Origin of the sequence: Bacillus sp. FSL K6-3149 (assembly GCF_038630515.1) — a bacterium.
Taxonomy (GTDB): Bacteria; Bacillota; Bacilli; order Bacillales; family Bacillaceae; genus Bacillus; species Bacillus pumilus.
On sequence record NZ_CP152034.1, the window covers coordinates 3,286,325 to 3,312,071 of the forward strand.

Below are 25,747 nucleotides of genomic sequence, written 5' to 3' on the forward strand. Positions count from 1 at the left end.
TATCCCTCTTTTCTTTATCTTGAAGGTTTTTGTCCGTAATACGCATGTTCGCCGTGTTTTCTTAAGTAATGTTTATCTAAAATTCGCTGCGGAAGAGGTTCTGCGTATTCATTTAATTGCTTTGCGAACAAATTCATTTTGGCAACTTCATCTAAAATCACACTGTTTGTGACCGCACTTTTTGCATCTTTCCCCCACGTAAATGGACCGTGACCTTGAAGCAATACACCCGGCACCGCCATCACATCTAGGTTTCTTTTCTCAAACGTTTCGATGATCAGCCGGCCCGTTTCTACCTCATAACCACGATTCACTTCATCTTCTGTCAGAAATCGAGCACACGGAACAGCGCCGTAAAATGTATCGGCATGCGTTGTGCCCATTGCATGTAAATCGAGACCTGCCTGCGCCCAAACGGTTGCCCACATGGAATGGCTATGTGATATACCACCAATTTCCTCAAAATGTTTGTAAAGGACAGCATGTGTTGCTGTATCTGATGAAGGGCTGTATTCCCCTTCCACTACTTCACCGTCAAAGTCGACCACAACCATGTCTTTAGCTGATAATTGGTCATACGCTATACCGCTAGGCTTAATAACGAATAGACCGCTGTCACGATCACACGCACTGACATTGCCCCATGTGAATTTCACAAGTCCATATTTCGGTAAATCTAAATTGGCTTCGTATACTTCTTCTTTTAAGCGTTCTAGCATACGGTTGTCACTCCTTTCTTTGGTATCAGATGTGCTACTGCCGCCTCTTCAATCGGAAGGCCGTCTTGATAGCGCTTTAAAAATTCGCCAAAGCCTTTGACATCAAGCGGATCGGGTTCTATCAGTTCTTCTGATGTATGGGCAAACACTTGATGCGTGAGAAATTCAGCCAATGTTTGCTTTTGATGATGGACCATATAGGAAGCAAGGACAGCCATTCCAAACGCACCGCCTTCTCCCGCAGTGGAAACGACTGATACAGGTGTATCAAGCGCTGCTGCCACCATTTTTTGACCAACGAGTGGTGTTTTAAATAACCCTCCATGTGCTAATAAACGATCAATCACAACCTGTTCTTGTTCTTTTAAGCGATCCATCCCTATTTTCATTGCGCCAAAAGCAGAAAAAAGATGGGTACGCATGAAGTTAGCCAGATTAAAGCGGCTTTCAGCTGATCTGACAAAAAGAGGTCTTCCTTCTGGCAGTCTTGTAATATTTTCACCAGAATAATAGCCATAGCTTAAGAGTCCGCCGCCATCTCGATCTGCTTCTAACGCCTGCTGTAACAAGGCTTCGTATACCTTTCCTGACGACACTTGCACGCCTAGTGCGTCAAATGCCTCTCTGAAGATATTCATCCAAGCATTTAAGTCACTTGTACAGTTGTTCGCATGAACCATTGCGACTGGCAGTCCGTCCGGCGTTGTGACCATATCCACTTCTGGATACACACCCTTTAGCTCCTGCTCTAGCACAATCATGGCAAAAACAGATGTCCCAACTGAAATGTTCCCTGTCCGTTTTTCTACACTGTTTGTTGCCACCATGCCCGTTCCGGCGTCACCTTCCGGGGGGCAAAATGGAATGCCTGGCCGCAAATGTTTGCCTTGATCTAAAATGGCTGCTCCTGCTGCCGTTAACACGCCAGCCTCCTCGCCTGCTAAATAAACACGCGGCAGAAGGTGACGGAGCTTCCACGGATAGCCTTTTTCTGCGATCAAGTCTTCAAATTGATGGAGCATTTCTTCATTGTAATCTTTCGTTTGTTCATCAATTGGGAACATGCCTGACGCATCCCCAATGCCAATGGCCTGCTTTCCTGTTAACAGCCAGTGAATGTATCCTGATAGAGTGGTTATATATTCTAAACGGGAAAGGTGTTTTTCCTCTTCTAATATGGCTTGATACAAATGGGCAATGCTCCATCTTTCTGGAATATGAAATTGGAAGACATCCGTCAGTTTTTGACTCGCCTCAATGGTTGTTGCATTCCGCCATGTGCGAAACGGAACGAGGACCTCTCCTGTATGATCACACGCCACATAGCCATGCATCATAGCTGATACCCCAATTGAGCCAATGGTTTGAATGGTCACGCCATACCTTTGCTCGACTTGCTCTTTCATCTCTCGGTACGCTACTTGAAGACCTGTAATGATATCAATTAAGTTGTACGTCCAAATTCCTTCCTGGAGAGAACTTTCCCACTCAAATGCACCTTGGGCAATTGGCTGAAACGCTTCATCTATTAAAATGGCTTTAATTCGTGTTGAACCAAATTCAATCCCTAAAGATGTCCGTCCTTCTTTTAAGGCTTTGGTCGTCTCTTCATGATTCATTCTGCGTTCACCTCCATGAATGATAACGGTTTCAATTTTCGTTTTCTAGATTCATTGATTCTCTGTGCACATTCACAATATAATATTTGTACGTACATATGTCAATAATAAATATAGTTGTACATACACGATATGACAAAAACCTGCACTTTTCTAAAGCTGGTAAGACAGAAAGGGGAAGCGCCTGTTTTTGATTCGACAACCATGTTAAAATATGTCCATACAATTTCTTCTCAATCCGAGTAGATGATCAACTGAGAAAGAAGTGAAACGATGAAAAAGAAGTACCAGATCATTATCGATGATATAAAAAGCAAAATACTCACAGGGGATTACCGAATCGGGGAACGTATTCCAACTGAATCAAGCCTGCAGGAGATGTATCAAGTGAGCAGGCATACGGTTCGAAAGGCCATCTTAGAATTGTCGAGTGAAGGGTTTTTGCGAAGTGAAAAGGGTTCAGGCACATTTGTGACCAATCAATATCAAACAAAGCCTGCTGGACATACGCATATGAGAACGATTGGGGTTATCACGACATACATATCCGATTACATTTTCCCTTCCATCATTCGAGGCATTGAAAGCCGATTAAACGAAGAGAACTATTCTTTGTTACTGGCGAGTACGAATAATGATGTAGAACAGGAGAAAAAAGCGCTCGAAATGATGCTGTCCTTTGGTGTGGACGGACTCATTGTCGAGCCGACGAAAAGCAATTTATACAACCCGAACATCTCGTACTACCTATCTTTTAAAGAACAGGATGTACCGCTCATTATGATCAATGCCTATTATGAGCAGTTAGAGGTTCCTTTTCTCTGTTTGGATGATGTGAAGTCCAGCTATTTAGCCACAAAAGAGCTGATCACCTCGGGACATCAGCAAATCGGCCTGATCTCAAAAACAGATGATTTACAGGGAAAGTACCGAATGAAGGGCTATATTCAAGCGCTCGGTGAAGCCAAGCTTAATTTCCTGCCTGAGCACGTCCTCTTTTTCGATACAGAATCGAAGCAGCATTTGGGGGATGATATTAAAACTTTCTTATTAAAGCATCAGCATGAGCTGACTGCCCTTGTTTGCTATAACGATGAGGTTGGATTAGAAGTTGCCAATGTATGCAGTGACATCGGTCTGTCCATTCCAGAGGATCTTTCCATTATTGGACAGGATAATTCGTATATTGCCCAGAAAAATGCCCATGTGAAGCTGACAACACTGACGCACCCTCAGGAGCAAATGGGCCGGGATGCAGCAGACTGGATGATTAAAAAGGTGCAAGGGAAGAAGAATCTCCCTCATCAAACCTTTTACGAACCTGAATTGGTTCCAGGAGAAACGATCAAACAAATGAATGCAAGAAAAAAATGAGCCCTTTTTGGAGAAGGCTCATTTTTTATATGGTTAGATCTCTTCTTTAGGGGCAGGCACTGCGCATACGCCATCTGCACATGCTGCTTCAAATGAATTGGCAGCCTCTTTCTCAGCTTGAGCTGCTTCTTCTGTCCAAGCCGTTTCAAGTGCACGCAGGAAGGTATCGGCTGGCTGTGCACCTGCCACTGAATATTTGCCATTGATCAAGAGAAACGGAACAGCATTGATACCAAGCTGTCTCGCTTCTTGTTCGTCTTTTCGGACATGATCTGCAAACTCTTCGCCGCCTAGAACTTGCTGTACTTCCTGCAAATCAAGACCTGCTTTTTCTGCAATATCTAAAAGGGTTTGACGATCACCAACATGCTTTCCATCTGTGAAATATGCTTGAAACAGCTCTCCCATGACGAAATCGCCTTTTCCCATTTGACCAGCATATTGCGCCAGCTGGTGGGCATCAAAGGTGTTTGTCAACACGAGTGGATCAAATTGAAAATCGATTCCTTTCTCTTTGCCGGCCTGCTTCACCTGCTCATTCATCGCCATGGCCTGGCTGCGGCTCATCCCATATTTTTTGACGAGCATATCATGGACATCAAAATCGACCTGAGCAGGTGCATGTGGATCAAGCTCAAAGCTTTTAAACTCGATTTCTACCTGTTCCTTTTGAGGGAATTGTTCAAGCGCTGTTTCTAGTTGTTTTTTTCCTATATAACAAAAAGGACAGGCGATATCTGACCAGATTTGTACTTTCATGTTCATCTTCCTTCCGTGTTTACGCTTTTTCTTTAACGATGTAACAATTATAGTTACAACAAATCGGTTATGTCAAGATTCTGATCTTGATTGAAATGAAAAAACCTCTCCTTTTAAGAAAGGAAAGGCTTTGAAAATGACTATTCTAAATTGGCATGGTGACCGTACATTTTAAGAGTGTCGAGTTCTTTTATTTCCATTAAACGTAAAATGACCGCATCGTATGTCAGAAGTAGCGCTTGCTCAAATAGCGAGCCCATTGGCTGAATGGTATGATGGCTTCCTTCCTGTTGATCCTTTGGTGCACCTGACAGTAAGATGACTTTATCCGATAGATCAGCTAGAGGTGACTCAGCAGAAAGCGTGAAAGCTGCCACTTTTCCGCCAATTGCTTTCGCCTTTTTTGCAAGGACAAGCAAAGTCTCTGTTCGGCCAGATCCGCTCCCCACAATCAAGAGATCTTCTTCAGTAAAGGAAGGTGTATTGGTCTCACCGACCACATAAGCCTTGACTCCAATATGCGAAAGTCTCATGGCAAATGATTTTCCCATCAAACCAGACCTGCCAGCACCTGCCACAAAGACCTTTCTTACAGCTAAAAGGCTTGAGACAAGCCGCTCTGCTTGTTCGTCTTGAATAGCGGGCGAGTGCTCAGAAAGCTCATTCAAAATGGCTTTCACATAGTCACTGGTCTTCATGATTGTGAGATCAACTGCTTCATTTGTGCGGCCACTTCTGCTTTATTGTCCTGGCTTGCGATACCGCCGCCGACAATGATCAAATCAGGATTTAATTTTACGACTTCAGGTAACGTATCAAGCTTAATTCCGCCTGCAATGGCTGTTTTCGCTTGTTTGACGACTTGTTTAATGGTCATAAGGTCAGCAAATGAGTTTTGTCCAACCGCTTGCAGGTCATAGCCTGTGTGCACACAAATATAATCGACTCCTAGCTCATCCAGCTCTTTTGCACGGCCAGCGATATCTTTGATACCAATCATATCCACTAAAATCTGTTTCCCTCTTGCTTTCGCTTCTTTCACCGCTCCTTGAATGGACATATCTTCTGCCGCTGCAAGAATGGTCACGATATCTGCTCCAGCTTCGGATGCCTGCTGCACTTCATAGCCGGCCGCATCCATAATTTTCAGATCAGCGAGTACACGTAAGTTTGGAAATGCCTGTTTGACTTCTTTGACGGCACGCAAGCCTTCGTTGATCACAACAGGTGTTCCAATTTCGACTACATCAATCGATCCTTCTACTTCTTTGATCAGCTCAATCGCTTCTGGTATATTCACTAAATCTAATGCTAATTGTAATTTCATGAATGTTCACTCCCGTTTTTTCATCTCATCTTCAAGAGCTCCGTGAATAGGGCTTCTTGCACGATGAAATGAGTATAACAACAGGATGGGAGCAATCCAAGTACGCACTTTTTTTTTACATACTATACTTTTTCGCATATGGTTACAAAAAAGATACTGTCTTTCGACCAGTATCTTTTGCATGTATTACTATTTATCATCCTTTAAAAAATTGCTGTCGAGATACTGTCTTCCCCAATCATACATCGACTCTAAAATCGGCATTAAGCTTTCTCCTAGTTCTGTCAGGGAATACTCAACCTTTGGCGGAACGACAGGATAAACCTCCCGATGCACAATGTGATCTTCCTCTAATTCTCTTAGCTGATTGACAAGCATTCTTTGCGTGATCCCAGGCATTAACGACTTTAGCTCACCAAACCGTTTTGTCCCTTCTCTGCCCAGGTGCCATAAAATCAGCATTTTCCACTTACCGCCGATAATATTTAGCGTCAGCTCTTTTTCGCAATTGAACACTTTATTTTCCATACGTGATGACAACAACATACACTCCTTTGGTACAAACCATTTACGCTTTATCATATACTGCGGCAAAATGGATTGTCGAGCATACGGTCTTCGTTATTGATTTTGTTTTTTGACAAAAGCCATCACAGCCTTTGTCATGTTTTGCGCTTCTTTTGGCGCCCTGTCTGATCCAAACCATTTATTCAAGTCACTGTGGCTCAGCGAATGGACCCGAAACACAAACTTAGAACCTTTATCATGGTTCAGTTTTTCTGCAAATTGATACACCTCAGGATTTTCCCACCCCGTGACCAAATAAACAGGCGGTACATTCGCTTGATTCATATAAGTGACAGGTGATGCCTTTGTCCAGTTCTTCTCCTGTTTACCAAATACTTTTTTATACGATGGAATGGCTTGGATAAATTGATTGATGTTTAACGGACCATCTAAAATCACGATAGAATTGATCGTTTTTGGCGACAGCCCCACACGTTTTAAGTAAGTCGAATCTGTGGCCACCAATGCCGTCAAATGACCGCCCGCTGAGTGACCCATGACATTGATTTTTGATGAATCAATTTGATACTCATCTGCATGATCCTTGACCCATTTGATGGCGTTTGCCGTATCATCTGCCTTCTGCTCATAGTTGGCATCAGGGTGAAGCCTGTAATTCATCGAAACAAACACATACCCTTGACCAGTAAAATAATCCGCCTTTGAAGCGACTCTATTCTTATCTCCGCCTGTCCAGCCGCCGCCATGGAGATAGATCATGACTGGATGCTTCTTCTTTTTGTCTTCATCTTTTCCCTTTGGCATATACATATCGAGTGTTTGCTGTTTGTTTTGTATGTCTGCATAATGGATGTTTGTCGTCGGCTTAGGCTGGTTTAAACGGAACACAAAGAATGCGCATACCAATAATCCAGCGATGACCACCGCAAATAAGAGCCATTTCATGATTCGATTCAATGTCATTGCACCTTTCTGTGTTGGGATGGGGAAGCTTGATTCGCACATATGTAAAGAGACTAGCCCGATTCATTTGATACGACTTGTATGACTTGTACCGTTTGACAATAAAAAGAAAAATACTGTTCTTCAAAATCTTCGACAAAGTAATTCAAATTTCCCCAGCCTCTATCCAAAAACTGTATGTCCAATAAAATATAGTCATCGTTTGTTAACTCCAAATTTTTGATTTGAACAGAAGCGACATTGGTGAATTTTAGATGAATGTCTGCTTGTAGATTCGGGGACTCATATGGGATGTGCAGAACAATACAGTTGATCAAGTCGTAATGTTCATTATACTCTTTAAAGTAGTGAAATTCATTGATTTGCTTTAGAAGACTGATATCGAAATCAGGGATTTGCTTCTGGATTTTTTCATTTAAAAACCATGTCATCATTTGTCCTCCAAGAGGTTATTTTATAAGTGCAATCATTCGTTTTCTTGTTTCTTCATGGTATTGAACATAGGAATGCAATAAAGGGTACGATTCAAGGATCTGTTGATACGATTTGATTTGGGGATATTGCTCTTCAAATGACTGACGTAGCACGTTTAACTGTTTTTTCGGTATTCGTTTATGATCGATCACATAACTTAAGCTGCCTGCAACAAGTGAAAAAAACATATAAAAATCATCTGAACATATACCAGTTTCTTCCTCAAAAGAGACGATTTCATCTGGATAAGCTGAATCTAATAAGTATTGATAACGTTGTTTTAAATCATCGAATAAATCTTGTTTATCACGGCTGATTTTCATGGACCTTTCCCCAATCTCTCATTGTTTTTAAAATCTCATCTAGACTTTTATGTTAAATAGACAATTTGCATTTGTATCAAATTCTTCAAATAGTTCATTGTACAGGTTCCATATTCTATGAGTACGGTAGCTGCATTCGATCCATCTTTCTAAACTACTAAACATCTCATTTCTCCTAACGAATCATATCACGGAGTTTGTAAATATTCTTCAAATGAAATAAAGTCCGCTTTTTTTCGAAATTCGCTTAAGATTTTCTGATCTCCTGTAAAAATAACATCTGTCGAATCAAAAAAACCGATTTCAAACACGGCTTGAGGAATAACGGGTGTATAATTCACGTTCCAATATCGTTCATTATCTTCAATTTGAGGTATTGAACTGATATTCAAATGATCTACATGACGAGGCAATGCGGTCAAAACAGCGAAAATAAAAGAATAAGAATAGTCATGTAAGAATTTTTTGAAATGTTCACCCTTCAGAAATAAAAAATCCGTATAATCCGGCATGACTTCTGAATGAAATTGATTATTCCGACCATGAACCATTGTGAGTGTCACATCACTTATGACCCAATGATACTCTTCTACGTTTAAATTGATTTTCTTTATTAATTCATTTACTTTGAATAAATTTTCCTCTTTTGCTAATACGATTCTCATGACTTGCTCCACCTCATCGATTTAAAACATCAAACAAAACTAAAAATATTCTACAGTATCAAAATCAGAACATGTAGATATATGTAACATTTATTATTTATTTTTATAATTTCGAATCAGTTCTTTTCTAAAATCATCAGGAAGTTTTTGATTCGGATATACAACTGAAATCCAACCTAATACAATCTCATCTAAAGTTCTCCACGTTTTTAACAATTGTTTATTCATCTGTTCTAATTGATGAATCGCTAATACTCCTATCTCATAACCTCTTTCGCCATAAATGATCCATTTCGCAGAAGGGGAAACCCATATCACACGTGAAGCAATATCCATTATGCTATCATTTACACTTTCTATCGGATAATCCGTTAAGAGATCAAGGTAATCACTTGGCGTGAGGTTTAACGGGATTTTCACCCAAGGATAATAACCAAAATTCCGATAATAATCATCCATGCTCTTCTGCTCATCTAATACAGCCATGAGTATATAGTCATCATGATGATTCAAAGCTAAACCTTTTAACATTTCCCAGCTATCATCTGATAACAACCAATGGAATTCTTCGAATAAATAATGAGGTGTTTTCGTTTTCAACACTTGAGTAGGGAATGTCTTTGTACTGTGAACAAGCGAATGAACAAACGATAGAACATGTTCAAATTCTTTTGGATCGGATATAAACAAATGTTTCACTTTATGCTCCTTTCATATCTTCGGGTAAATCTATCATCAGTCATTGATACTCCATTTCACCGCTTGTAACATGACGCATAATGAGAAAGCATTTGGGTGTAATAGTCATTGAATGTTTTTTGACCCTTCAATAATCCTTCAAGCCAATTTGCTAAAACAGGGTGATCCATTGGTTTCCACCCTTCTTTTAATAACCTATTTTTCACAGAATCTTTTGCTGATAACATCCCTATGATACAAATTTCCATATCCCTATCTGCCCAAATCGCCCACTGCAAAGAATACGATAGCCAGACCACTATGTACGAATTCGTTATGATATCATCTGCTATAGACTCTTTTGGGTGCATCCATAGTGCATTTACATAATCCTCACCTGTAATATCCACACTCGCTTTCAGCCAATTATAATACCCAAATTCCTTCAAATAATATTTTGCTGGATCTTGTTGAAGGACTGCAGTTAAAAATTCTCTATCTTGTGTAACAGTTGATAACTCTTTAATGGTTGGTAAAATATCATCACTCAATGCCCAATCAAACTCTTGAAACAAAAAACAATCAAATGTCTTCCGGAAGACTTGTTGTGGCAGCATCTTATTTGTGTCAAACACATTGTCTACTAAATTCTGATAGAATTTGAATTCTTTTTCTGAACGAATAAATAAGTCTTCAAGCCGTTTCAAACAACTACCTCCACTCTTGTCGAACTAGTAGTTTTTTAATTCTTCCTCTATATCTTCTTTTAATGTATGAATTTTAATTGAAACCGAGTCATTTCGATTATAGAAAATGGAAGGATTGATTCCATTTGCTATCATTCCCGGCAGCCACTCTTCTATCAAATCGTCTAAATCAATCATTTCTGGTAATGATTTTCTCCCTGGTTCAGACAATTCTTCAAAATTATCTAATCTTCATCACCAATAATGATGTTCTTTTTCTTATGTCCTTCTTCCCAAAAACCCATTAAAAACATACACTCCTTTGTAAGTTGCGTTCTTGATTTCCACAAGTGTTATGCTATTCTCATTTTGCTTTATCACGATAACCGCACACTTGTATAAACAGGTTTATTTGTATGTTTGAATAGTGCCACCTCATGATCAGTTAGCCACCTAAGCTCTCGCATGTGATAAGAAATTTCTTCTAAATAGGTATCGGTTTTAGCAATTAATTTTTTAGATAAGATCTTTCTTTTATTGTCTTCAATGACAAGATAGAGAGTAAACTGATTTAAATCTAACTCGATCAGAGGATATGCTTTCTTTTTTTTATCTGGACTTAATTTTGTTTGTTTTCCTTTTATCTCCGCTTTATATTCCTTTTCTTTCATTTTTTGAAATGCCGCTTTGACTAGCTGACTGTCCCAATTTTTCAGTTCACATAGATAGAGCATCGCTTTTTCTAAAGTATCAGCTAAGATCTCTTTCTTATTTACTGCATTTTCAAATTCACTATAACTGAGGGGTACTTCTAGCTCATAGGTATTTTTTAAAAATAACATGTTAGGTTCTTCTTTTGAGGTACTCATTAATTTGTAGTCTTTAAATGAGCCACATATCAAAACAATGGCCTCACAATCTTTCGTTTGAATTCTTTTCCCTAATTCCCATAAAAACATTTCTGTCACACAAAGGGATTGGCTTGCTAAGTTCCCATGATCATCATCCGACATTAATTGTATATTCTTCAAGTGCACTCCTTATAAGCCTCCTTTCTAGAATCACCCTCTCCCCTATTAGGGTAAAGACTTGCCACATTCATAAATCGTATTTCATTATGAAATTATTCTTTTTAGGGATTTTTCTAATAAATCAATTGGTATATGGTCTTGACTAATATAGTGGAATATCGCTACACCATTTTCCAATGAAAGAATTGTCCATGCCATTTCTTCAGATGAAAGAGTAGATGTAAGATTCTCTTTTTTTATTAAATTCTCAATGGATTGAGAGATTTGTTTTACCGATTGTAGAATCATATTTGACCACTGACACTTTACTTCCTCATTTCTCATTGAATACAGAAGAAATTCCATATTTAGCAGGCTCCACGTCCGATTTTCTTCACGTCTTTGAATAGACTGTTGATTCATTTTTTCTGAAAAGTGTAAAAGAGAAGGTTGTTCTGCTAATAAAGCATTGATTTTTTCTACATGTAATTGCATTTGTTGTTCCAATAGTGCCAAAAAGATCTCTTCCTTTGAATGAAAATGCGCATAAAAGGCCCCTTTACTAAATCCCGCATATTCTGTCAATTTATCAATGGAGACCCCATGAAAACCATACTTAGCAAAATTCTCAACTGCAGAATTTAAGAGTAATTTCCTTGTTTCTTCTTTCCTTTCATTTTGCGTCTTTCTTTGTCTAATCATTCCTTTACCTCCTTATATTGACAATTATACCATATGGAATTAACATACCAATTAGTATGTAAATTTAACAAGGTATATAATGTGAAAAGGAGAAAAACAATGCGACAGATGGGGAAAAAAATTCACAAAACGAAAATGGACATAATCGCTCAAACAGTTAAATCAGGGATTATTAAATCAAATTTGATCCCAATGTGTGCTGGCTTAACCTTGGCATTATACACATATCAAATTGACATCCTTCATAAATCTGTTGAGATACTATTGGCATTTGCAGGTTCAATTTTATTAATTGGTGCTGCTGGAGCTTTAAACAATTTGTATGATAGGGACATAGATTCCGTGATGAATAGAACAAAAAACAGACCTACTGTCACAGGAGAAGTCAATCCTAAAAAAGTTCTATGGCTTAGTATTTTAATGTCTGTTTTAGGATTAGGCTTTTTAGTATTTACAACCTATCTAGCAGCTATTATAGGATTGATTGGTTTATTTTTTTATATTTTTCCTTATACAATATGGAGTAAAAGAAAAACCGTATACAACACAGAAATTGGTAGTATTTCTGGAGCAATGCCTCCTCTCATTGGTTGGGCAGCTATTTCACCAGATATATCACACCCAGCTATTATGGGGTTGTTTTTCATTACAATTATTTGGCAGATGCCGCATTTTTATTCGATAGCTATTAGAAAACAACATGAATACAAGGCAGCAAACATTCCCATGTTACCGGTTGTAAAAGGAATGAAAAGAACATACTTGCAAACAAATCTTTATATCTTAGCAATTACCTTAAGCAGTTTTCTTTTCCATTCTTTAAGCATAGGGCTTGTGCTTGTATCCTTTTTTTTAGGCCTTATATGGATTTGCTTAAGTATTTTCGGTTACAAGAGAATGCATTCCGAGAAGTGGGCATCAATTATGTTTGTCTATTCACTAATTTATATGACAACTCTTTATTCAACGGTCATTATCTATTCACTTACTCGTCACATTTTTTAATTAATACAACATTAGTTTTGTAGATAACCATAATATAAAAAAGCACCCTAAACGGATGCTTCAATCAAATGATATTTTTTCAAAATGCGATAGGTGATTTCTTTTGCTTCTATTCCGGTGCCTTCGATATTTGTGGCAAAGATGTAGGTTTTGTTTTCATGTTTGATGAAGCCTACGTACCAGCCGATACCTGATCCAGAGCCTGTTTTTCCGTATAGGGTGGCGTGTTTCTCTTCTTCTTGTACCATCATTCGTTTGACTGTTCTCATAACAGTTAGGTCAAATGGAAGAGTCTCTTCATATAGCTGTTTGAGGAAACGAACTTGTTCGATTGGAGAAATTCGCAGGGTACTGCTTAACCAAAATTGATCGATTCCGCCAGATATGTCTTTGTTCCCATAATGAATGGCTTTCACCCAATGATTCATGCGTTCTTCTCCAATGTCACGCGCCATGGCTTGATAGTACCAGACGACTGAATCTCTCATGCCAGATCCTAATGTATGATCCCTATTCCAGCTGTCAATCTCTCTTTTTACGCCATCCCAATATTTGATGTCGTATTCATCTCTCACTGCGCCTGTTTGGAGTCCGATTAAAGCATTTGCTACCTTAAATGTCGATTGAGGTGCAAAGCGCTCTTTCGCTCTATTTTTGTTATACACCCAAGGAGACTTTTCTTTTACTTCTTGAATCACAAACGTGCCTTCCCGATTTTTAAAGAATTCATCTACTGACCACGCTGGTGATCTTGCTTCAGTTGATGAAGGCTGGCTGATACAAAGTGCCATCAGCATGATGCTAGAAAACAGCCATTTTATATACTTTTTCTTCAAGACAACCGCTCCTTTTCCCATGATTGCCATGATTGTAGCATGTTTAAGCGATGGGATATAAGGTACGCTTGTCCTCTTTTCTTTCAAATAAAAAAAAGCCGATTTATCCGGCTTTTTACTGTATATTAGCTCTCTTTTTTCTCTTGAATGGCCTGTTTCGCCATTTTTGATATCGTCATATCGTCCATTGGCGGGTTATGTAGCCCGGCACGAATATCTCGATAGTAGCGCTGCAGTGGACAGTCTAGGCTTAAGCTTTTCGCACCCACTAAACGCATAGCTTTATCGACAACTTGCAAACTGTGATTAACGACGGTATGCTTTACAGCACCAAATTCATTGATTAACAGCTCTCTTTTCTCTGGCTTTTCATACAAAGTGGTCGTTGAGTAGATGACGTGGCGTGCTTGCTTTAATAGTAAGTCGATTTCGCCAATCAGTGTTTGGACATTTGGCAGATCACTAATCGTTCCGCTGATGCTGTTCGGTGAGTGGGTGATAGCATACTGAACAGCATAGTCTCTTGCCGCTTGCGCAATCCCTAAATAGCAGGAAGGAATATGTGCAATCCAAGGATTTAGCGTAACACCCCGCGGCCCTTTTTGCACCTCCACAAGCATGTCATCTGAAACCTTCACCTGATCTAAGATTAAATCATGACTTTCAGTTCCTCTCATGCCCACAACATTCCACGTTTCTTCTATTGAAACACCTTCTGTCTCACGGTGAATTAAGAAGAAGCCCATGGCCTCTTTTTCCTCGATCCATACGCCGACTAAAAAGTATGTAAGTGCCGGTGACATCGTTGTGAAAATTTTACGTCCATTGATGATCCACTCATTACCTGATCTAGTGGCTGTTGTCCCAGGCTTCCCGCCTCTTGTTGGACTGCCTGTCTGCGCCTCGCTCACGGCACGGTTGACAAGGGCGCCCTTCTTCACTTCTTCCGCAAAGAATTGCAGCTGCTGCTCATTCCATTGTTTCTTTTCGTAAATTTCGCCTACAACCCCTTGGTGCCAGCCGATTGATAAGGCAGTCGCTCCGTCCATACTGCCGAGCGTCTCTTGAAACAGAACCATATCCTTCACAGATTGACCTCCGCCTCCGTATTCAGCAGGAAGAGACAACGTCGTATAGCCCATCTCTACTAATGATTCAATATTTTTTTCAGGAAAATAAGCGCCTTCATCATGTTCTTTTGCCGTTTGTTCGATCGTTTCACGAAGAGATTCTAGTTGATTGAGCCATGTTTTTTGAAAATCGGTATCGACAAATAATGCTTTAGACAAAACGTATCCAACTCCTCTATATCTCACAATCTATCATATCTGATTTTTCCAATCGGAATAAATAAAACACACTTTACTTATAGGATTTAATGTGTTAAATTTTATCAATATTAAGTACATATGTCAAAGGAACGTGATGCTTTTATGATTTCAGCTACTAATCTACATAAATCTTATGGGCAGACCCATGTGTTAAAAGGCATTGATTTCACCGTACAAGAAGGTGAAGTGGTCGCCATTATTGGACCGAGCGGGTCAGGAAAAACAACACTTCTTCGCAGCTTAAACAGCCTCGATATTCCAGACAAAGGTGAGCTGACGGTTGGTGAAGCCACGATTCAATTTGAACGATATCATAAAAAAGATCTGCTAAAACTCAGGCAGCAATCCTCCATGGTGTTTCAGCATTATCACTTGTTTCAGAATAAACGAGCACTTGAAAATATTACAGAAGGATTGATCGTGTCTCAAAACATGTCTAAAAAAGAAGCTGAAAAGGTCGGGGAGCAATTTTTAACGCGGATTGGACTGCTTCATAAAAAAGATGCATTTCCGAGTGAATTATCCGGCGGTCAGCAGCAGCGAATTGGCATAGCCCGCGCTCTTGCGATGAACCCTTCAGTGCTTTTGTTTGATGAACCTACGTCGGCACTGGACCCAGAGATGGTAGGAGAAATTCTAGAAATGATCAAAGATATTTCAAGTCAAGGCATGACGATGGTCATTGTGACGCATGAAATTTCTTTTGCAAAGGACGTGGCGGATACGGTGATCTTTATGGCAGATGGCGAAATCGTTGAAAAAGGCTCACCAGAAGACGTCCTATTGAAGCCACAGCATGAACGAACGAAACAATTTTTATCAAGAATTCATCGCGGCATGTGGCAAGAATCGGAGAAAGACAAATGAAACAAAAGACAGCATTCATGATGTCCGGTGTCCTTCTGCTTTTTCTTTCTCTGATGGGCTGTAGCAGTGTGAAAACCACGACAGATGATGGTAGAAAAATTGTAAAAGTCGCACTAAGTGCAGAGGTCAATCCACCCTTTTTAGCAACAAATGACCGAAACGAACCAATTGGCTATAACATTGATTATTTAAATGAAGTGGAAAAAAGACTTCCTCACGTACATTTTGATTACATTTTTGGCGAGGAAGAATCGAATTTAATTGGTGTAGGCGCAGGGAAGTTTGAAATGGCGGCTAATTGGTTTTTTAGTAATCCTGAACGTGAAAAGCGTTTCCTTTACCCTAAGGTTCCGTATGGTTATTCGATGACAGGTTTAATTGTGAATGAATCAGACAAAGAGATTCGATCGCTTGATGATATGACATCTAAAAAGCTGGCTCCTGTCAGCCCTAGCGGAGGCTTGCGTTCGATATTAAATCAATATAATCAAGAGCATGATCCGGATATTCCGCTGACGACTATTGAGAGCCCTTCAAATGAGCTTAACTTAAAGCGCGTTGAAAGTGGACGGTCAGATGCAGCATTTATGAACATTTCAACCTTTGATACCATTCAAAAGCATTTAAACCTAAAGGTCAAAGTTGGCGGCATTGTGTCAAAGGAGCCTATCTATCTTGTCTTACAGCCAAGCGAGAAGAAGCTTGCAAAAGATTTGGACCGGATCACACAAGAGATGATTGATGATGGAACACTGCCTAAGCTGGCGAAAAAGTGGTTTGGGATTGATTTCTTTCAAGATATTGATGACATCTCAGAGCAAGGCGATCAAAATGAAGGAAGGAATGAAGCGTCATGACGTTTACAGCTGGAGATTGGCTGCGCATTTTTTTACAGGTGCTTGAACGCCTGCCACTCACTTTTCTCATTATTATCGTGTCATTGTTTTTTGCCATCATCATCGGCTTGCTATTTGCATGTATTCGTATCAAGCAAATCCCAGTGCTGAAGCAATTGGCTGTTATTTATTTATCTTTTACACGGAGTACGCCTTTAATTGTTCAGCTTTTCTTGATTTATTTTGGACTTCCTCAGCTTTTGCTTGTGGCAGGGATTCAAATCAATCATTGGGATCGTGTGCTATTTGTGATGATGACGTTTTCTTTACATACGGGCGCTTATTTATCTGAAGTTTTTCGCAGTGCGTATTCATCTGTCGGGAAGGATCAGCTGGAGGCCGCCTACATTGTTGGGATGACAGATACACAAGCGTTGATTAGGATCATTATCCCGCAGGCCTTCCTCATTGCACTGCCGAACCTCGGAAATTACACCATTGATCTCGTCAAAGACACGGCAATTGCCTTTACAATCGGACTCATTGATATCATGGGACAGGTGAAGATCATTTTAGGAAATAACTACGGAATCGGTCTGTTTGAGGTGTATGTGATCATTGCGATTGTGTATTGGCTTATTTGCATGAGTATTGAACTGATCACCATGCTGCTTGAAAGGAAATTTGTAAAAGGCCGCACCAGCCTGTCACGTTAAGGAGGCGATTTGATGCAAACCATTGATATTCAATTTGCGATTGACCAAGTACCTCATATTCTAAAAGGCGTTCCTTTTACCTTATTGATTGCACTCGTTTCCATGGCTGTAAGCCTGATGATTGGATCTGTTTTTGCTTTCATTCGTCTCTTCCGCATTCCTGTACTCAGGCAGCTTGTGACGCTCTATGTCTCCTTTTTTAGAGGAACGCCTCTTATTGTTCAGTTGTTCGCTTTCTTTTATGGACTTCCTTTTGTTCTAACCAAAGTGAGCGGTACATTCGGGTTGACCTTTCATCCAGATATGGTCTCTCCATTAGCTGTTGCCCTTATTACATTCAGCCTTCATTCAGCCGCCCATTTAACAGAGGTCGTTCGGAGTGCACTTCTTGCGGTAGACAAAGGACAGCTTGAAGCGGCAAAAATTGTGGGGATGACGACACGCCAAGCGATGATGCGCATTATTTTGCCGCAGGCATTTGTGGTAGCCATGCCGAACTTAGGCAATCAGCTCATTCAGCTATTAAAAGCCACCTCTCTTTCGTTTACGATTGGAGTACTTGAGATCATGGGGATTTCCCGAATCATTGCGAACGACGGCTATCAGTTTTTAGAAACGTATCTCGTCTCTGCTTTGATCTATTGGCTGCTGAGCATTTTCTTTGAACTCGCTTTTGCCTTGTTAGAGAAACGAGTCAGCGTGTACGGAAGATCTCTTGGACGATAAAAAAGTCGATCAGGCACGAGAACCTGATCGACTTTTTTTGATCCATTTATTCACCTTTTTTAAGTATGTTAAAGGAAATTGTCCTGCTCTTTCCATTGATTGATCACTATGAATAGAAAAGAGAATGGCTTTTGCCATTCCCCTTCGTTGTCTTACTATTCAGCACTAACTAAAATTTTCACTTGATCTTTTTCATTGATTAATGCATTGAAGCCATCCTCGATTACATCGTCAAGCTTGATTTTTTTCGTAACGAGTGTATCAGCAGAGAAATAGCCTTTTCTCATTAAGTTTAATACAGATGGGAATACGTCTCTATAGCCGATGATCCCTTTAACTGTACGTTCTTTAATGACGATGTCATTTGGCATAATTTCTGCGCCTTTTTCCCAAATGCTTACAATGACTGTTTCACCTGAAATTCTAGTTGATTGGATTGCTTGCTTCAATACAACAGGTACACCTGTCACTTCAAAAGAAACATCGACGCCACCGTTTGTACGGCGTGCAATTTCTTGAACAACATCTTCATATTGAGAAGGATCAACAATGATCGCTCCAAGCTCTTTCGCTTTTTCTTGGCGTTCTTTAGATAATTCTACTGCGTAAATATCAGTAGCACCAGCTGCTTTTAATGCTTCAATAACAAGCAAGCCAATTGGTCCGCAACCAAACACAGCCGCTGTATCCCCAGCTTGTACTTTACTAGAACGAACCGCATATAAAGCAACTGCTGAAGGCTCTACAAGTGCCCCTTGCTCATATGAAATTTCGTCTGGTAATAAATGAAGTAATTCTTCATCGACAGATACATATTCAGAGAATCCACCGCCGCCTCCGGCAAGTCCTAAAAAGCCCATGTTTTCATCTAAGTTGTAAGCACCTTGATGTCCGTGAGTTGCAAAAATAGGCTCAACAACCACTCGGTCGCCTACTTTGTAATTGCTGACGTCTTCTCCTACTTCAACAACCTCACCAGAAAATTCATGCCCCAGTGTAATAGGTGCTTTTTCTTTTGTCAGTGGATGAGGTTCATTCACTGGAATGAAGATAGGTCCTCCTAGATATTCATGTAAATCACTACCACAAATGCCGCACCATTTCACTTTAAGTTTCACTTTTCCTGGAGCAACTTTTGGTTCATCAATTTCCTCTAGTCGAATGTCCTTTTGATCGTGCCAGCGTAGTGCTTTCATGTGTAAGACTCCTTTTCTCATCAATTTAATTAACTTACTTAAATAATCATAACATAATTTTTTTAATTTTCTAAGTAGGATGCACTATCTTTTTGTCAGTCAATGGACGAAAGATGACAAAACATAGCAATAAACAGACAAGAAGCATACATAGACTCCCGGTGACAACGGAGGTTCGGATTGATAAAACATGTGCAAGCCCACCAGAGACACCTGTCAGCATGATCGTCAGAATGGCTTCAACTAAAGCATAAAAACTGGCTACCCTCCCCATCACCTCTACCGGGATATTCGTTTGATAGAAAGTCATAAAACCTGTGTTCGCAAATGCTAAAAAGAATGCTAATATAAAAAATCCAACAGCGGCTATAAACAATGTGCTGGAAAAAGCATAAATGAGATAGCCACATGCCACCAACAAACTGCCAATCCCAAGCATGATCGAAACAGGCAGCCTCTCCACAATCACCGAATTGAGACCTGCGCCTGCGATAATGCCTGCCCCAGCTATACTCACAAGAAGACCATATTGTGTATCAGTTAGCAGAAGCACTTCTTTTGCAAAGGCTGTTTCAAGAGAGTCAATGGCAGTAGGAAGTACCGTGATAGCGGCACTAAATAATAAATACACCGCCATAATTTGGCGTGATGTCAAACTAAATCGAAGAACAAGCCTCGCATCCTCTTTTAACATTGAAAGGGTAAAACCCTTTTGGCCAGCATCTTGTTTGAGCAAATTCGGTAAACACATTGTTAATAGAGCAGATACCAACAAGCAGATCGCATTTATATAAATTGAAAAAACAGGTGTACCGACTAAAAAAAGCAGACCTGCTGCAGCGGGGCCAAGTAAAAACCCACCCGATTGTAATAATGAGCGAATGGCATTAAACCGTTTTCGGTTATTCGCCGGGATCAATCCTGTCATATAGACCATCGACGCTGGATGAAACATCGCTTGTGCCATTTGAATGAGAAGCACTAGCACATAAAGGATAAGGAGATGTCCTGAAAATAACGCAAAGGGTATACATGCGATTAGGATTGCCCGGCTGATATCTAAGCTGATCATCACTTTCCGCTGATTCAGCCTGTCAATCAAACTGCCAGACCAGCTGTTTGTCAAAAGAGCCGCAGCCGGTCTCAGCATATAGACGGCTGTTACAGCCAGCACAGAGCCCGTTTCTTGAAAAATGAGCAGATGGAGAGCAATCATATAAATCCATTCTCCTATGTTCGCAATTCCGATGGCTCCAAGCAGTAAACTCATATCCCGCCAATGTTTTTTCATCACTTTTCCTCCTATTTGTCATAAAAAAATCCCGCCCCCAAGACATTTCTGTCTTGAGGACGGGATTTACTCCGCGTTGCCACCTCAGTTTATTCATCTGTTGCCAGATGAACCTTAGCAGGTCATCATGAACCCATCTCTGTAACGGGAGAATATCGCTGCACCACCATCCGAAGGAATCCGGTGCAGAGCTAAGAGGCTTGGTTCCATCATGCTGCCCGGCTCCTTCTCAGCTTCACGGAGTTCTCTGTGCGGGACAGCTCATGATGTACTCTTCTCTATTTTCGCTATGTCTTTATTTCATCACGATCTTCAGTTGAATTGTTACATATTGTACTGCGCCTTGATCAAAGCGTCAATGTTTTTTCAAGTTAATCAGCATAGATCATCTTTCTGGTCATGCCGCCATCAACGACTAAATCTGTGCCGGTCACAAATTGATTCTCCTCATCGGTTAAATAAAAGCAGGCCTTCACAATATCCTTTGGCGTGCCGACTCGATTGGAAAGATGCTGCTGGTGATCGATCTCTCGAAGATTCTCCTCATCCTTCGTTTCAATCCATCCAGGTGAAATGCTATTCACCGTGATATGATCCGAACTAAAAGAAGCCGCTAAGGCATGAGTCAGCGCAGATATTCCGCCTTTTGATGCGGCATATGCTTCTGTATGAGGCTCTGACATGGTCGCGCGGGTGGATGAAATGTTCACAATAGAACCGCCTTTTGGATTCTCTTTTATATAACGTGCTGCTTCTCTTGCACATAAAAAAGTCCCTCTTAGGTTCGTCTGTAACACACGATCCCACTCATCAAGCGTTAATTCATAAGGCGATACTGTGCACATGACACCAGCATTATTAATGAGAATATCAATCGTTTTACAGCGCTCCGCCGCAAACGACATGAACTGCTGAATCTCCTTTTCTTGCCTCACATCCGTTTTCTTAAAATAAGCTTCTAATGATTCTTTTTTTAGCTCTTCCTCCAAGCGCTTACCCTTTTCTTCATCTATATCCGCAAGCACCACTCGTGCTCCTTCTTTTGCATAGCCCCAGGCGATCATTTCACCAATTCCATTGGCTGCGCCTGTGATGATAACGGTTTTATTGTGAAATTTCATTGTTTATCCAACCCTTTCTCCATCAGATGTTGTCGTCTATCATACCACTCATATATAGACGATACCTAGCCACATGAAACATAAAAGAACACCCTCCAAGTAATCGTGTCATGAAGAGGGTGTTTCTTTGGAATTCATTGATTCTATTTTTCTATATGGTGATTTTAAAAAGCAGCCTTTAAAATATCTAAGTAGTCGGCTTTCGTAACAGTCCGAACATTACTTGATGTAGAGCCGTTTTGTTCTGCTAATTCAGCCATTTTTTCAAAATCCTCTTCTTTTACATAAGATAAATCTTTTAGTGCTGGAATACCTAAATTTTTTGTGAATGTATACATGCCATCAATTAATTTTTGAATCGCCACATCATCTGAATCCGTTTTATCTGCAAAGCTCATTATTTTGGCAAGCTCTGCGTGTAATACCTTGTTTTCGACTGCATTGAATTGCATAACATAAGGCAAAAATACCGCGTTTGCGATACCATGAGGTGTATCATAAAGACTACCAAGTGCTTCTGCTAAGCAATGAACGGCTGCGACATCGGCTGAACCGAAGCATAAGCCGGCTAGTAAGCTCCCTTCCTGCATTTTATATCTCGCTTCTAGATCAGATCCATTTTCATATGCCTTGGGTAAGTATTTCACAATTGTCTCCATTGCACTTGAACCCATTGCTTTGGAAATTGGATTTGTTACTTTACATGAATAGCCTTCAATAGCATGTACCAATGCATCCACGCCTGTTGCGGCTGTTATGCCTTTTGGCACCGTCAATGTAAGAGCAGGATCTAAAATCGCAATGGTTGGCCGAAGCAAGCCATGCTTTAATGTGATTTTTTTATGTGAAGCAGCTAACGTAATGACAGATGAACGGGTCACCTCAGAACCAGTACCAGCCGTTGTTGGGATACAAATTAATGGAGATAGATTAGCATACGCCTTCTTCCCTGATATATAATCTTCAGGAATGCCGCCATTTGGACCTAATAAAGCAATCGCTTTCGCCGTATCCATTGGACTTCCGCCACCAATCGCAATGACCGCTGATGCTTGTTCTTTTCTAAAGAGCTCTGCACCAGCTAGACATTCACTATCTCTAGGATTTGGAGATACTTGATCAAATACAACGACAGAATAACCAGCTTCCTGCAAATACGCTTCAATAGGCTGAACGAGCCCTGCGCTCTTCACACCAGAGTCCGTCACCAGCATAACTGTGGCACCTGGCAATACAATATCTTCTACTATAGATCCGATTTCTTTTGATTGACCAGTCCCCATCATCATTATTGTTTCGCAATGATATTCAAAATTCATCATGATTTTTCTACTCCTTCATTTGTGTTTATGGAGTTAGCAGTTTGTTTTTCTGCTCCCCACCATTCTATTTCTTTTAAACCTGGTATGCTAGATGCATAAAAGACAGGATCTTTGCCTAACAATCTTTGTTGAATGTAATCATCCAAAGCGGCAAAAGCGAACTTGCCTAGAATTGCAATCGCAATCAAGTTGACAATTGCCATAATGGCCATCGACAAGTCGGCCAACGTCCAAACGATTTGTATGTTGGCCACAGCCCCAAACATGATCATCATTAATACCATAATTCGATACATCAATAGCGCTGTTACACTTTTATGGATAAAACCGATATTGGCTTCACCATAATAGTAGCCACCTACAATAGAACTAAAAGCAAAAGTAAATATAGCAAATGCTAAGAAAATACTAGCCCAAGATCCAAAATGCTGTGCCATTGCTGCTTGTGTAATTTCGATACCAGATAATTCACCAGCTGTTTCTACTGTCGATAGCATAATAATAAAGGCAGTACAGCTACAAACAACTAATGTATCAAAAAATACACCTAATAATTGAACAAACCCTTGTTTTACTGGATGCGAAACATTAGCGGCAGCAGCGGCATTTGGAGCACTTCCCATTCCTGCTTCATTGGAAAAGAGCCCACGTTTTACACCGTTCATTATCGCAGCACCAATCCCGCCCCCAACGATTTGCTCTAACCCAAACGCACTTTTCATAATACTTGTTAATGCCGCGGGTACAGCACCGATATTTGTGACAATCACATAAAGTGCTAAAATGATATAAAATGCCGACATAATTGGCACAATGATTTGTGTAAAATTAGCGATTCGCTTGACACCACCAAAAATGATGCAAGCAGTAAAAATTGTGACAAATAGCCCCATGGCAATTGGGCTGATCCCAAATGAATATTGAAAGGCATTTGTAATTGTATTCGTTTGTACAGCGTTAAAAATTAAGCCGAAACTAAGAATAACAGAAAAGGCAAAAATCCTGCTTGGCCACTTCATTCCGAATTGCTTTTGAATATAGTAGCCTGGTCCCCCTTTAAATCCATCATTTGTTCTAATTTTATAGATTTGAGCTAGTGTACTTTCAACAAACGCAGAAGCTCCCCCTAAAACGGCCGCAAACCACATCCAGAAAATAGCTCCTGGACCGCCCACTGTGATGGCAATGGCTACGCCTGCCATATTTCCAGTACCAATTCTTGTAGCAGCTCCAATAAAAAAAGCTTGCATAGATGAAATTTCATGACTTCCCTTTTTGGTTTTGGGCGCTTTTTCAAAAATAGAACGGAAAATCTCTTTTAGTAAGACAATTTGCATAAATTTCATTCTCACTGTAAAGTAGATTCCTATGCCGATTAACATGACTACTAAAATATATGTCCATAAAAAATCATTCACTGAATTGACAATCATTTCAAACAAAGCCATCTCCCCTTTGCAAATCTGAATATTTGAAATAACACAACTTGCAAGCGCTTACTTTTATGATAGTAAAAATGTTATGATCAATCTATAGAGGTTTTCTGATGATATCAATCGGCTGATCCGATTTAGGGAGGCTTGAAGTTGGAGATCAAACAACTGATAATGTTCCAAACAGCATCAAAAGTATTAAACTTTACAAAAACTGCACAAATGCTTGGTTATGCTCAATCTAGCATCACAGCAAATATTGTGGCATTGGAAGAAGAGCTAGGAACCCCTCTATTTGAAAGGCTTGGAAAAAGGGTGATCTTAACAGAAGCTGGCAAACAATTTCAACATTATACGGATAAAATTTTAGGCTTAACAGGGGAAGCATTAGAGGCTGTTGGCGGAATGAATGAGCCAAGCGGCATTTTGAGAATATGTGCATCTGAAACACAATGCACCTACCGGCTTCCTCATATTTTAACGGACTTTCAAACAAAGTATCCAAAAGTCGAACTGATCTTCCGCCCAGGAATAGCGGAAAAGGATGTTCTAAATCTATTATTAGAAGGACAAATTGATGTCGCTTTATTATCCATGAATCCTGTAGTATCCTCACATTTACTTGTAAAAGAATTAAAAGATGAATCGATGGCCATTGTATGCTGCCCAACAAATCCTTTGAGCAAAAAACAAAAAGTATATCCAATTGATTTGAACGAGCAAAGATTGTTGTTAACTGAAGACTGTGATTATCGCTACGCCTTTGAACATTCATTAACACAGGCGGGAGCAAAACCGCGAAGTAAACTAGAATTAGCAGATGTAGAAGCCATAAAAAAATGTGTAATGGCAGGCTTAGGAATTGCTGTACTTCCTGAAATTTCTGTGAAAAGAGAAATTTTAGAAGGCAATATCATCAAAATCAATTGGGTGGAACCCAGTTTCACGACGAAAATCCAACTATTTTGGCATAAAAACAAATGGATGTCCCCTGCTTTAAAAGCATTTGTGGATTTAACAGAGGACTACATACTCTTGCATGGCTAGCAGAGATCAACTCTAGATTAAATAAAAGAAGGACTGTTATAACAACTTACTGAGAGATTTGATCATTCTAAATAACTAAACAAAGCTAATCAGTGGCTGTGTAAGTTTTGTTTCTTATATTTAGAATGGAAACCTCTGAATCTTAAAAGTCTATTTACACAAAAAAACTTACAGGATATAATCTCCCGTAAGT

At 40.0% G+C, this 25,747-nt stretch carries 29 protein-coding genes; 7 read left to right on the forward strand and 22 right to left on the reverse strand.

From position 1 onward, the window contains the following. Positions 1-14: 14 nt before the first annotated feature. Positions 15-719 (reverse strand): L-ribulose-5-phosphate 4-epimerase, encoded by a 705-nt coding sequence (locus tag MHB83_RS16760; RefSeq protein WP_268459480.1) that lies wholly within the window; start codon positions 717-719, stop codon positions 15-17. Further along, positions 713-2,338: an FGGY-family carbohydrate kinase gene (locus MHB83_RS16765; protein ID WP_268459481.1), complete on the reverse strand. Its 1,626-nt coding sequence runs from the start codon at positions 2,336-2,338 to the stop codon at positions 713-715. Before MHB83_RS16765 ends, MHB83_RS16760 begins: the two co-directional genes overlap by 7 nt. Before the next feature lie 273 nt (positions 2,339-2,611). Here MHB83_RS16765 and MHB83_RS16770 point away from each other — a divergent pair, with 273 nt between their 5' ends. Next, on the forward strand, positions 2,612-3,712 hold the full coding sequence (locus MHB83_RS16770; RefSeq protein ID WP_003216759.1) for a GntR family transcriptional regulator: 1,101 nt from the start codon (positions 2,612-2,614) through the stop codon (positions 3,710-3,712). A 33-nt stretch (positions 3,713-3,745) separates the two neighbouring features. Here the strand turns inward: MHB83_RS16770 and MHB83_RS16775 are convergent, their stop codons facing one another. The 13 genes from MHB83_RS16775 to MHB83_RS16835 form a co-directional block, all read right to left on the reverse strand. Beyond that, positions 3,746-4,471 carry a DsbA family oxidoreductase gene (locus MHB83_RS16775; RefSeq protein WP_342496486.1) on the reverse strand — a complete coding sequence of 242 codons (726 nt, stop codon included), beginning with the start codon at positions 4,469-4,471 and terminating at the stop codon, positions 3,746-3,748. A 140-nt stretch (positions 4,472-4,611) separates the two neighbouring features. Next, positions 4,612-5,169, reverse strand: coding sequence for a 6-phospho-3-hexuloisomerase (hxlB, locus tag MHB83_RS16780; RefSeq protein WP_342496487.1), 558 nt, complete (start codon positions 5,167-5,169; stop codon positions 4,612-4,614). Beyond that, complete coding sequence (hxlA, locus tag MHB83_RS16785) at positions 5,166-5,798, reverse strand: 3-hexulose-6-phosphate synthase (protein WP_137054948.1); 633 nt, start codon at positions 5,796-5,798, stop codon at positions 5,166-5,168. The genes hxlB and hxlA overlap by 4 nt, the downstream gene beginning before the upstream one ends. Positions 5,799-5,987: 189 nt before the next feature. Continuing rightward, positions 5,988-6,344 carry a winged helix-turn-helix transcriptional regulator gene (locus MHB83_RS16790; protein ID WP_034620552.1) on the reverse strand — a complete coding sequence of 119 codons (357 nt, stop codon included), beginning with the start codon at positions 6,342-6,344 and terminating at the stop codon, positions 5,988-5,990. A 75-nt stretch (positions 6,345-6,419) separates the two neighbouring features. Beyond that, positions 6,420-7,289, reverse strand: a complete 870-nt coding sequence (locus MHB83_RS16795) for an alpha/beta hydrolase (RefSeq protein ID WP_342496488.1) — start codon at positions 7,287-7,289, stop codon at positions 6,420-6,422. Positions 7,290-7,342: 53 nt separating this feature from the next. Beyond that, a complete protein-coding gene (locus tag MHB83_RS16800; protein WP_342496489.1) occupies positions 7,343-7,720 on the reverse strand; it encodes a hypothetical protein in 378 nt (125 codons plus the stop codon). 18 nt (positions 7,721-7,738) lie between these two features. After that, positions 7,739-8,086, reverse strand: coding sequence for a YxiJ family protein (locus MHB83_RS16805; RefSeq protein WP_342496490.1), 348 nt, complete (start codon positions 8,084-8,086; stop codon positions 7,739-7,741). A 188-nt stretch (positions 8,087-8,274) separates the two neighbouring features. Further along, complete coding sequence (locus MHB83_RS16810) at positions 8,275-8,751, reverse strand: hypothetical protein (RefSeq protein ID WP_253622405.1); 477 nt, start codon at positions 8,749-8,751, stop codon at positions 8,275-8,277. A gap of 93 nt (positions 8,752-8,844) precedes the next feature. After that, positions 8,845-9,450 (reverse strand): hypothetical protein, encoded by a 606-nt coding sequence (locus MHB83_RS16815; protein ID WP_251190281.1) that lies wholly within the window; start codon positions 9,448-9,450, stop codon positions 8,845-8,847. Between the two features lie 56 nt (positions 9,451-9,506). Next, positions 9,507-10,136, reverse strand: coding sequence for a hypothetical protein (locus MHB83_RS16820; RefSeq protein ID WP_342496491.1), 630 nt, complete (start codon positions 10,134-10,136; stop codon positions 9,507-9,509). A 24-nt stretch (positions 10,137-10,160) separates the two neighbouring features. Beyond that, entirely contained in the window at positions 10,161-10,346 is a 186-nt protein-coding gene (locus MHB83_RS16825; protein WP_342496492.1) for a hypothetical protein, read from the reverse strand. Between the two features lie 146 nt (positions 10,347-10,492). After that, on the reverse strand, positions 10,493-11,152 hold the full coding sequence (locus MHB83_RS16830; RefSeq protein ID WP_342496493.1) for a hypothetical protein: 660 nt from the start codon (positions 11,150-11,152) through the stop codon (positions 10,493-10,495). Between the two features lie 78 nt (positions 11,153-11,230). Continuing rightward, a complete protein-coding gene (locus MHB83_RS16835; RefSeq protein WP_253622398.1) occupies positions 11,231-11,827 on the reverse strand; it encodes a TetR/AcrR family transcriptional regulator in 597 nt (198 codons plus the stop codon). Positions 11,828-11,926: 99 nt separating this feature from the next. Between MHB83_RS16835 and cyoE the strand changes: the two genes are divergently transcribed. Continuing rightward, positions 11,927-12,832 carry a heme o synthase gene (cyoE, locus tag MHB83_RS16840; RefSeq protein ID WP_226803753.1) on the forward strand — a complete coding sequence of 302 codons (906 nt, stop codon included), beginning with the start codon at positions 11,927-11,929 and terminating at the stop codon, positions 12,830-12,832. A 47-nt stretch (positions 12,833-12,879) separates the two neighbouring features. On the opposite strand, the gene blaBPU is transcribed toward cyoE, so the two are convergent. Both blaBPU and MHB83_RS16850 read right to left on the reverse strand, forming a co-directional pair. Next, complete coding sequence (gene blaBPU / locus MHB83_RS16845) at positions 12,880-13,623, reverse strand: BPU family class D beta-lactamase (RefSeq protein WP_249118306.1); 744 nt, start codon at positions 13,621-13,623, stop codon at positions 12,880-12,882. Positions 13,624-13,793: 170 nt separating this feature from the next. Next, on the reverse strand, positions 13,794-14,957 hold the full coding sequence (locus MHB83_RS16850) for an acyl-CoA dehydrogenase family protein (RefSeq protein ID WP_137054940.1): 1,164 nt from the start codon (positions 14,955-14,957) through the stop codon (positions 13,794-13,796). A gap of 144 nt (positions 14,958-15,101) precedes the next feature. Between MHB83_RS16850 and MHB83_RS16855 the strand changes: the two genes are divergently transcribed. The 4 genes from MHB83_RS16855 to MHB83_RS16870 are packed head-to-tail and all read left to right on the forward strand — an operon-like array spanning position 15,102 to position 18,144. Continuing rightward, a complete protein-coding gene (locus MHB83_RS16855; RefSeq protein WP_342496494.1) occupies positions 15,102-15,866 on the forward strand; it encodes an amino acid ABC transporter ATP-binding protein in 765 nt (254 codons plus the stop codon). After that, complete coding sequence (locus MHB83_RS16860) at positions 15,863-16,723, forward strand: amino acid ABC transporter substrate-binding protein (RefSeq protein ID WP_050943703.1); 861 nt, start codon at positions 15,863-15,865, stop codon at positions 16,721-16,723. Before MHB83_RS16855 ends, MHB83_RS16860 begins: the two co-directional genes overlap by 4 nt. Beyond that, positions 16,720-17,418, forward strand: a complete 699-nt coding sequence (locus tag MHB83_RS16865) for an amino acid ABC transporter permease (protein ID WP_137054937.1) — start codon at positions 16,720-16,722, stop codon at positions 17,416-17,418. Before MHB83_RS16860 ends, MHB83_RS16865 begins: the two co-directional genes overlap by 4 nt. A gap of 12 nt (positions 17,419-17,430) precedes the next feature. Then, on the forward strand, positions 17,431-18,144 hold the full coding sequence (locus MHB83_RS16870) for an amino acid ABC transporter permease (RefSeq protein ID WP_342496495.1): 714 nt from the start codon (positions 17,431-17,433) through the stop codon (positions 18,142-18,144). Positions 18,145-18,299: 155 nt separating this feature from the next. On the opposite strand, the gene MHB83_RS16875 is transcribed toward MHB83_RS16870, so the two are convergent. The 5 genes from MHB83_RS16875 to MHB83_RS16895 form a co-directional block, all read right to left on the reverse strand. Next, on the reverse strand, positions 18,300-19,340 hold the full coding sequence (locus tag MHB83_RS16875; RefSeq protein ID WP_050943700.1) for a 2,3-butanediol dehydrogenase: 1,041 nt from the start codon (positions 19,338-19,340) through the stop codon (positions 18,300-18,302). 70 nt (positions 19,341-19,410) lie between these two features. Then, positions 19,411-20,631, reverse strand: a complete 1,221-nt coding sequence (locus MHB83_RS16880) for an MFS transporter (protein WP_342496496.1) — start codon at positions 20,629-20,631, stop codon at positions 19,411-19,413. Between the two features lie 371 nt (positions 20,632-21,002). Next, the gene (locus tag MHB83_RS16885) at positions 21,003-21,752 is read right to left on the reverse strand and encodes an SDR family oxidoreductase (RefSeq protein ID WP_106032673.1); all 750 of its coding nucleotides are present in this window, start codon (positions 21,750-21,752) and stop codon (positions 21,003-21,005) included. A gap of 164 nt (positions 21,753-21,916) precedes the next feature. Then, positions 21,917-23,074, reverse strand: coding sequence for an iron-containing alcohol dehydrogenase (locus MHB83_RS16890; RefSeq protein WP_342496497.1), 1,158 nt, complete (start codon positions 23,072-23,074; stop codon positions 21,917-21,919). Then, entirely contained in the window at positions 23,071-24,522 is a 1,452-nt protein-coding gene (locus MHB83_RS16895; RefSeq protein ID WP_189282661.1) for an alanine/glycine:cation symporter family protein, read from the reverse strand. The genes MHB83_RS16890 and MHB83_RS16895 overlap by 4 nt, the downstream gene beginning before the upstream one ends. A 138-nt stretch (positions 24,523-24,660) precedes the next feature. Between MHB83_RS16895 and MHB83_RS16900 the strand changes: the two genes are divergently transcribed. Next, positions 24,661-25,554, forward strand: coding sequence for a LysR family transcriptional regulator (locus tag MHB83_RS16900; protein WP_342496498.1), 894 nt, complete (start codon positions 24,661-24,663; stop codon positions 25,552-25,554). Positions 25,555-25,747: the final 193 nt, after the last annotated feature.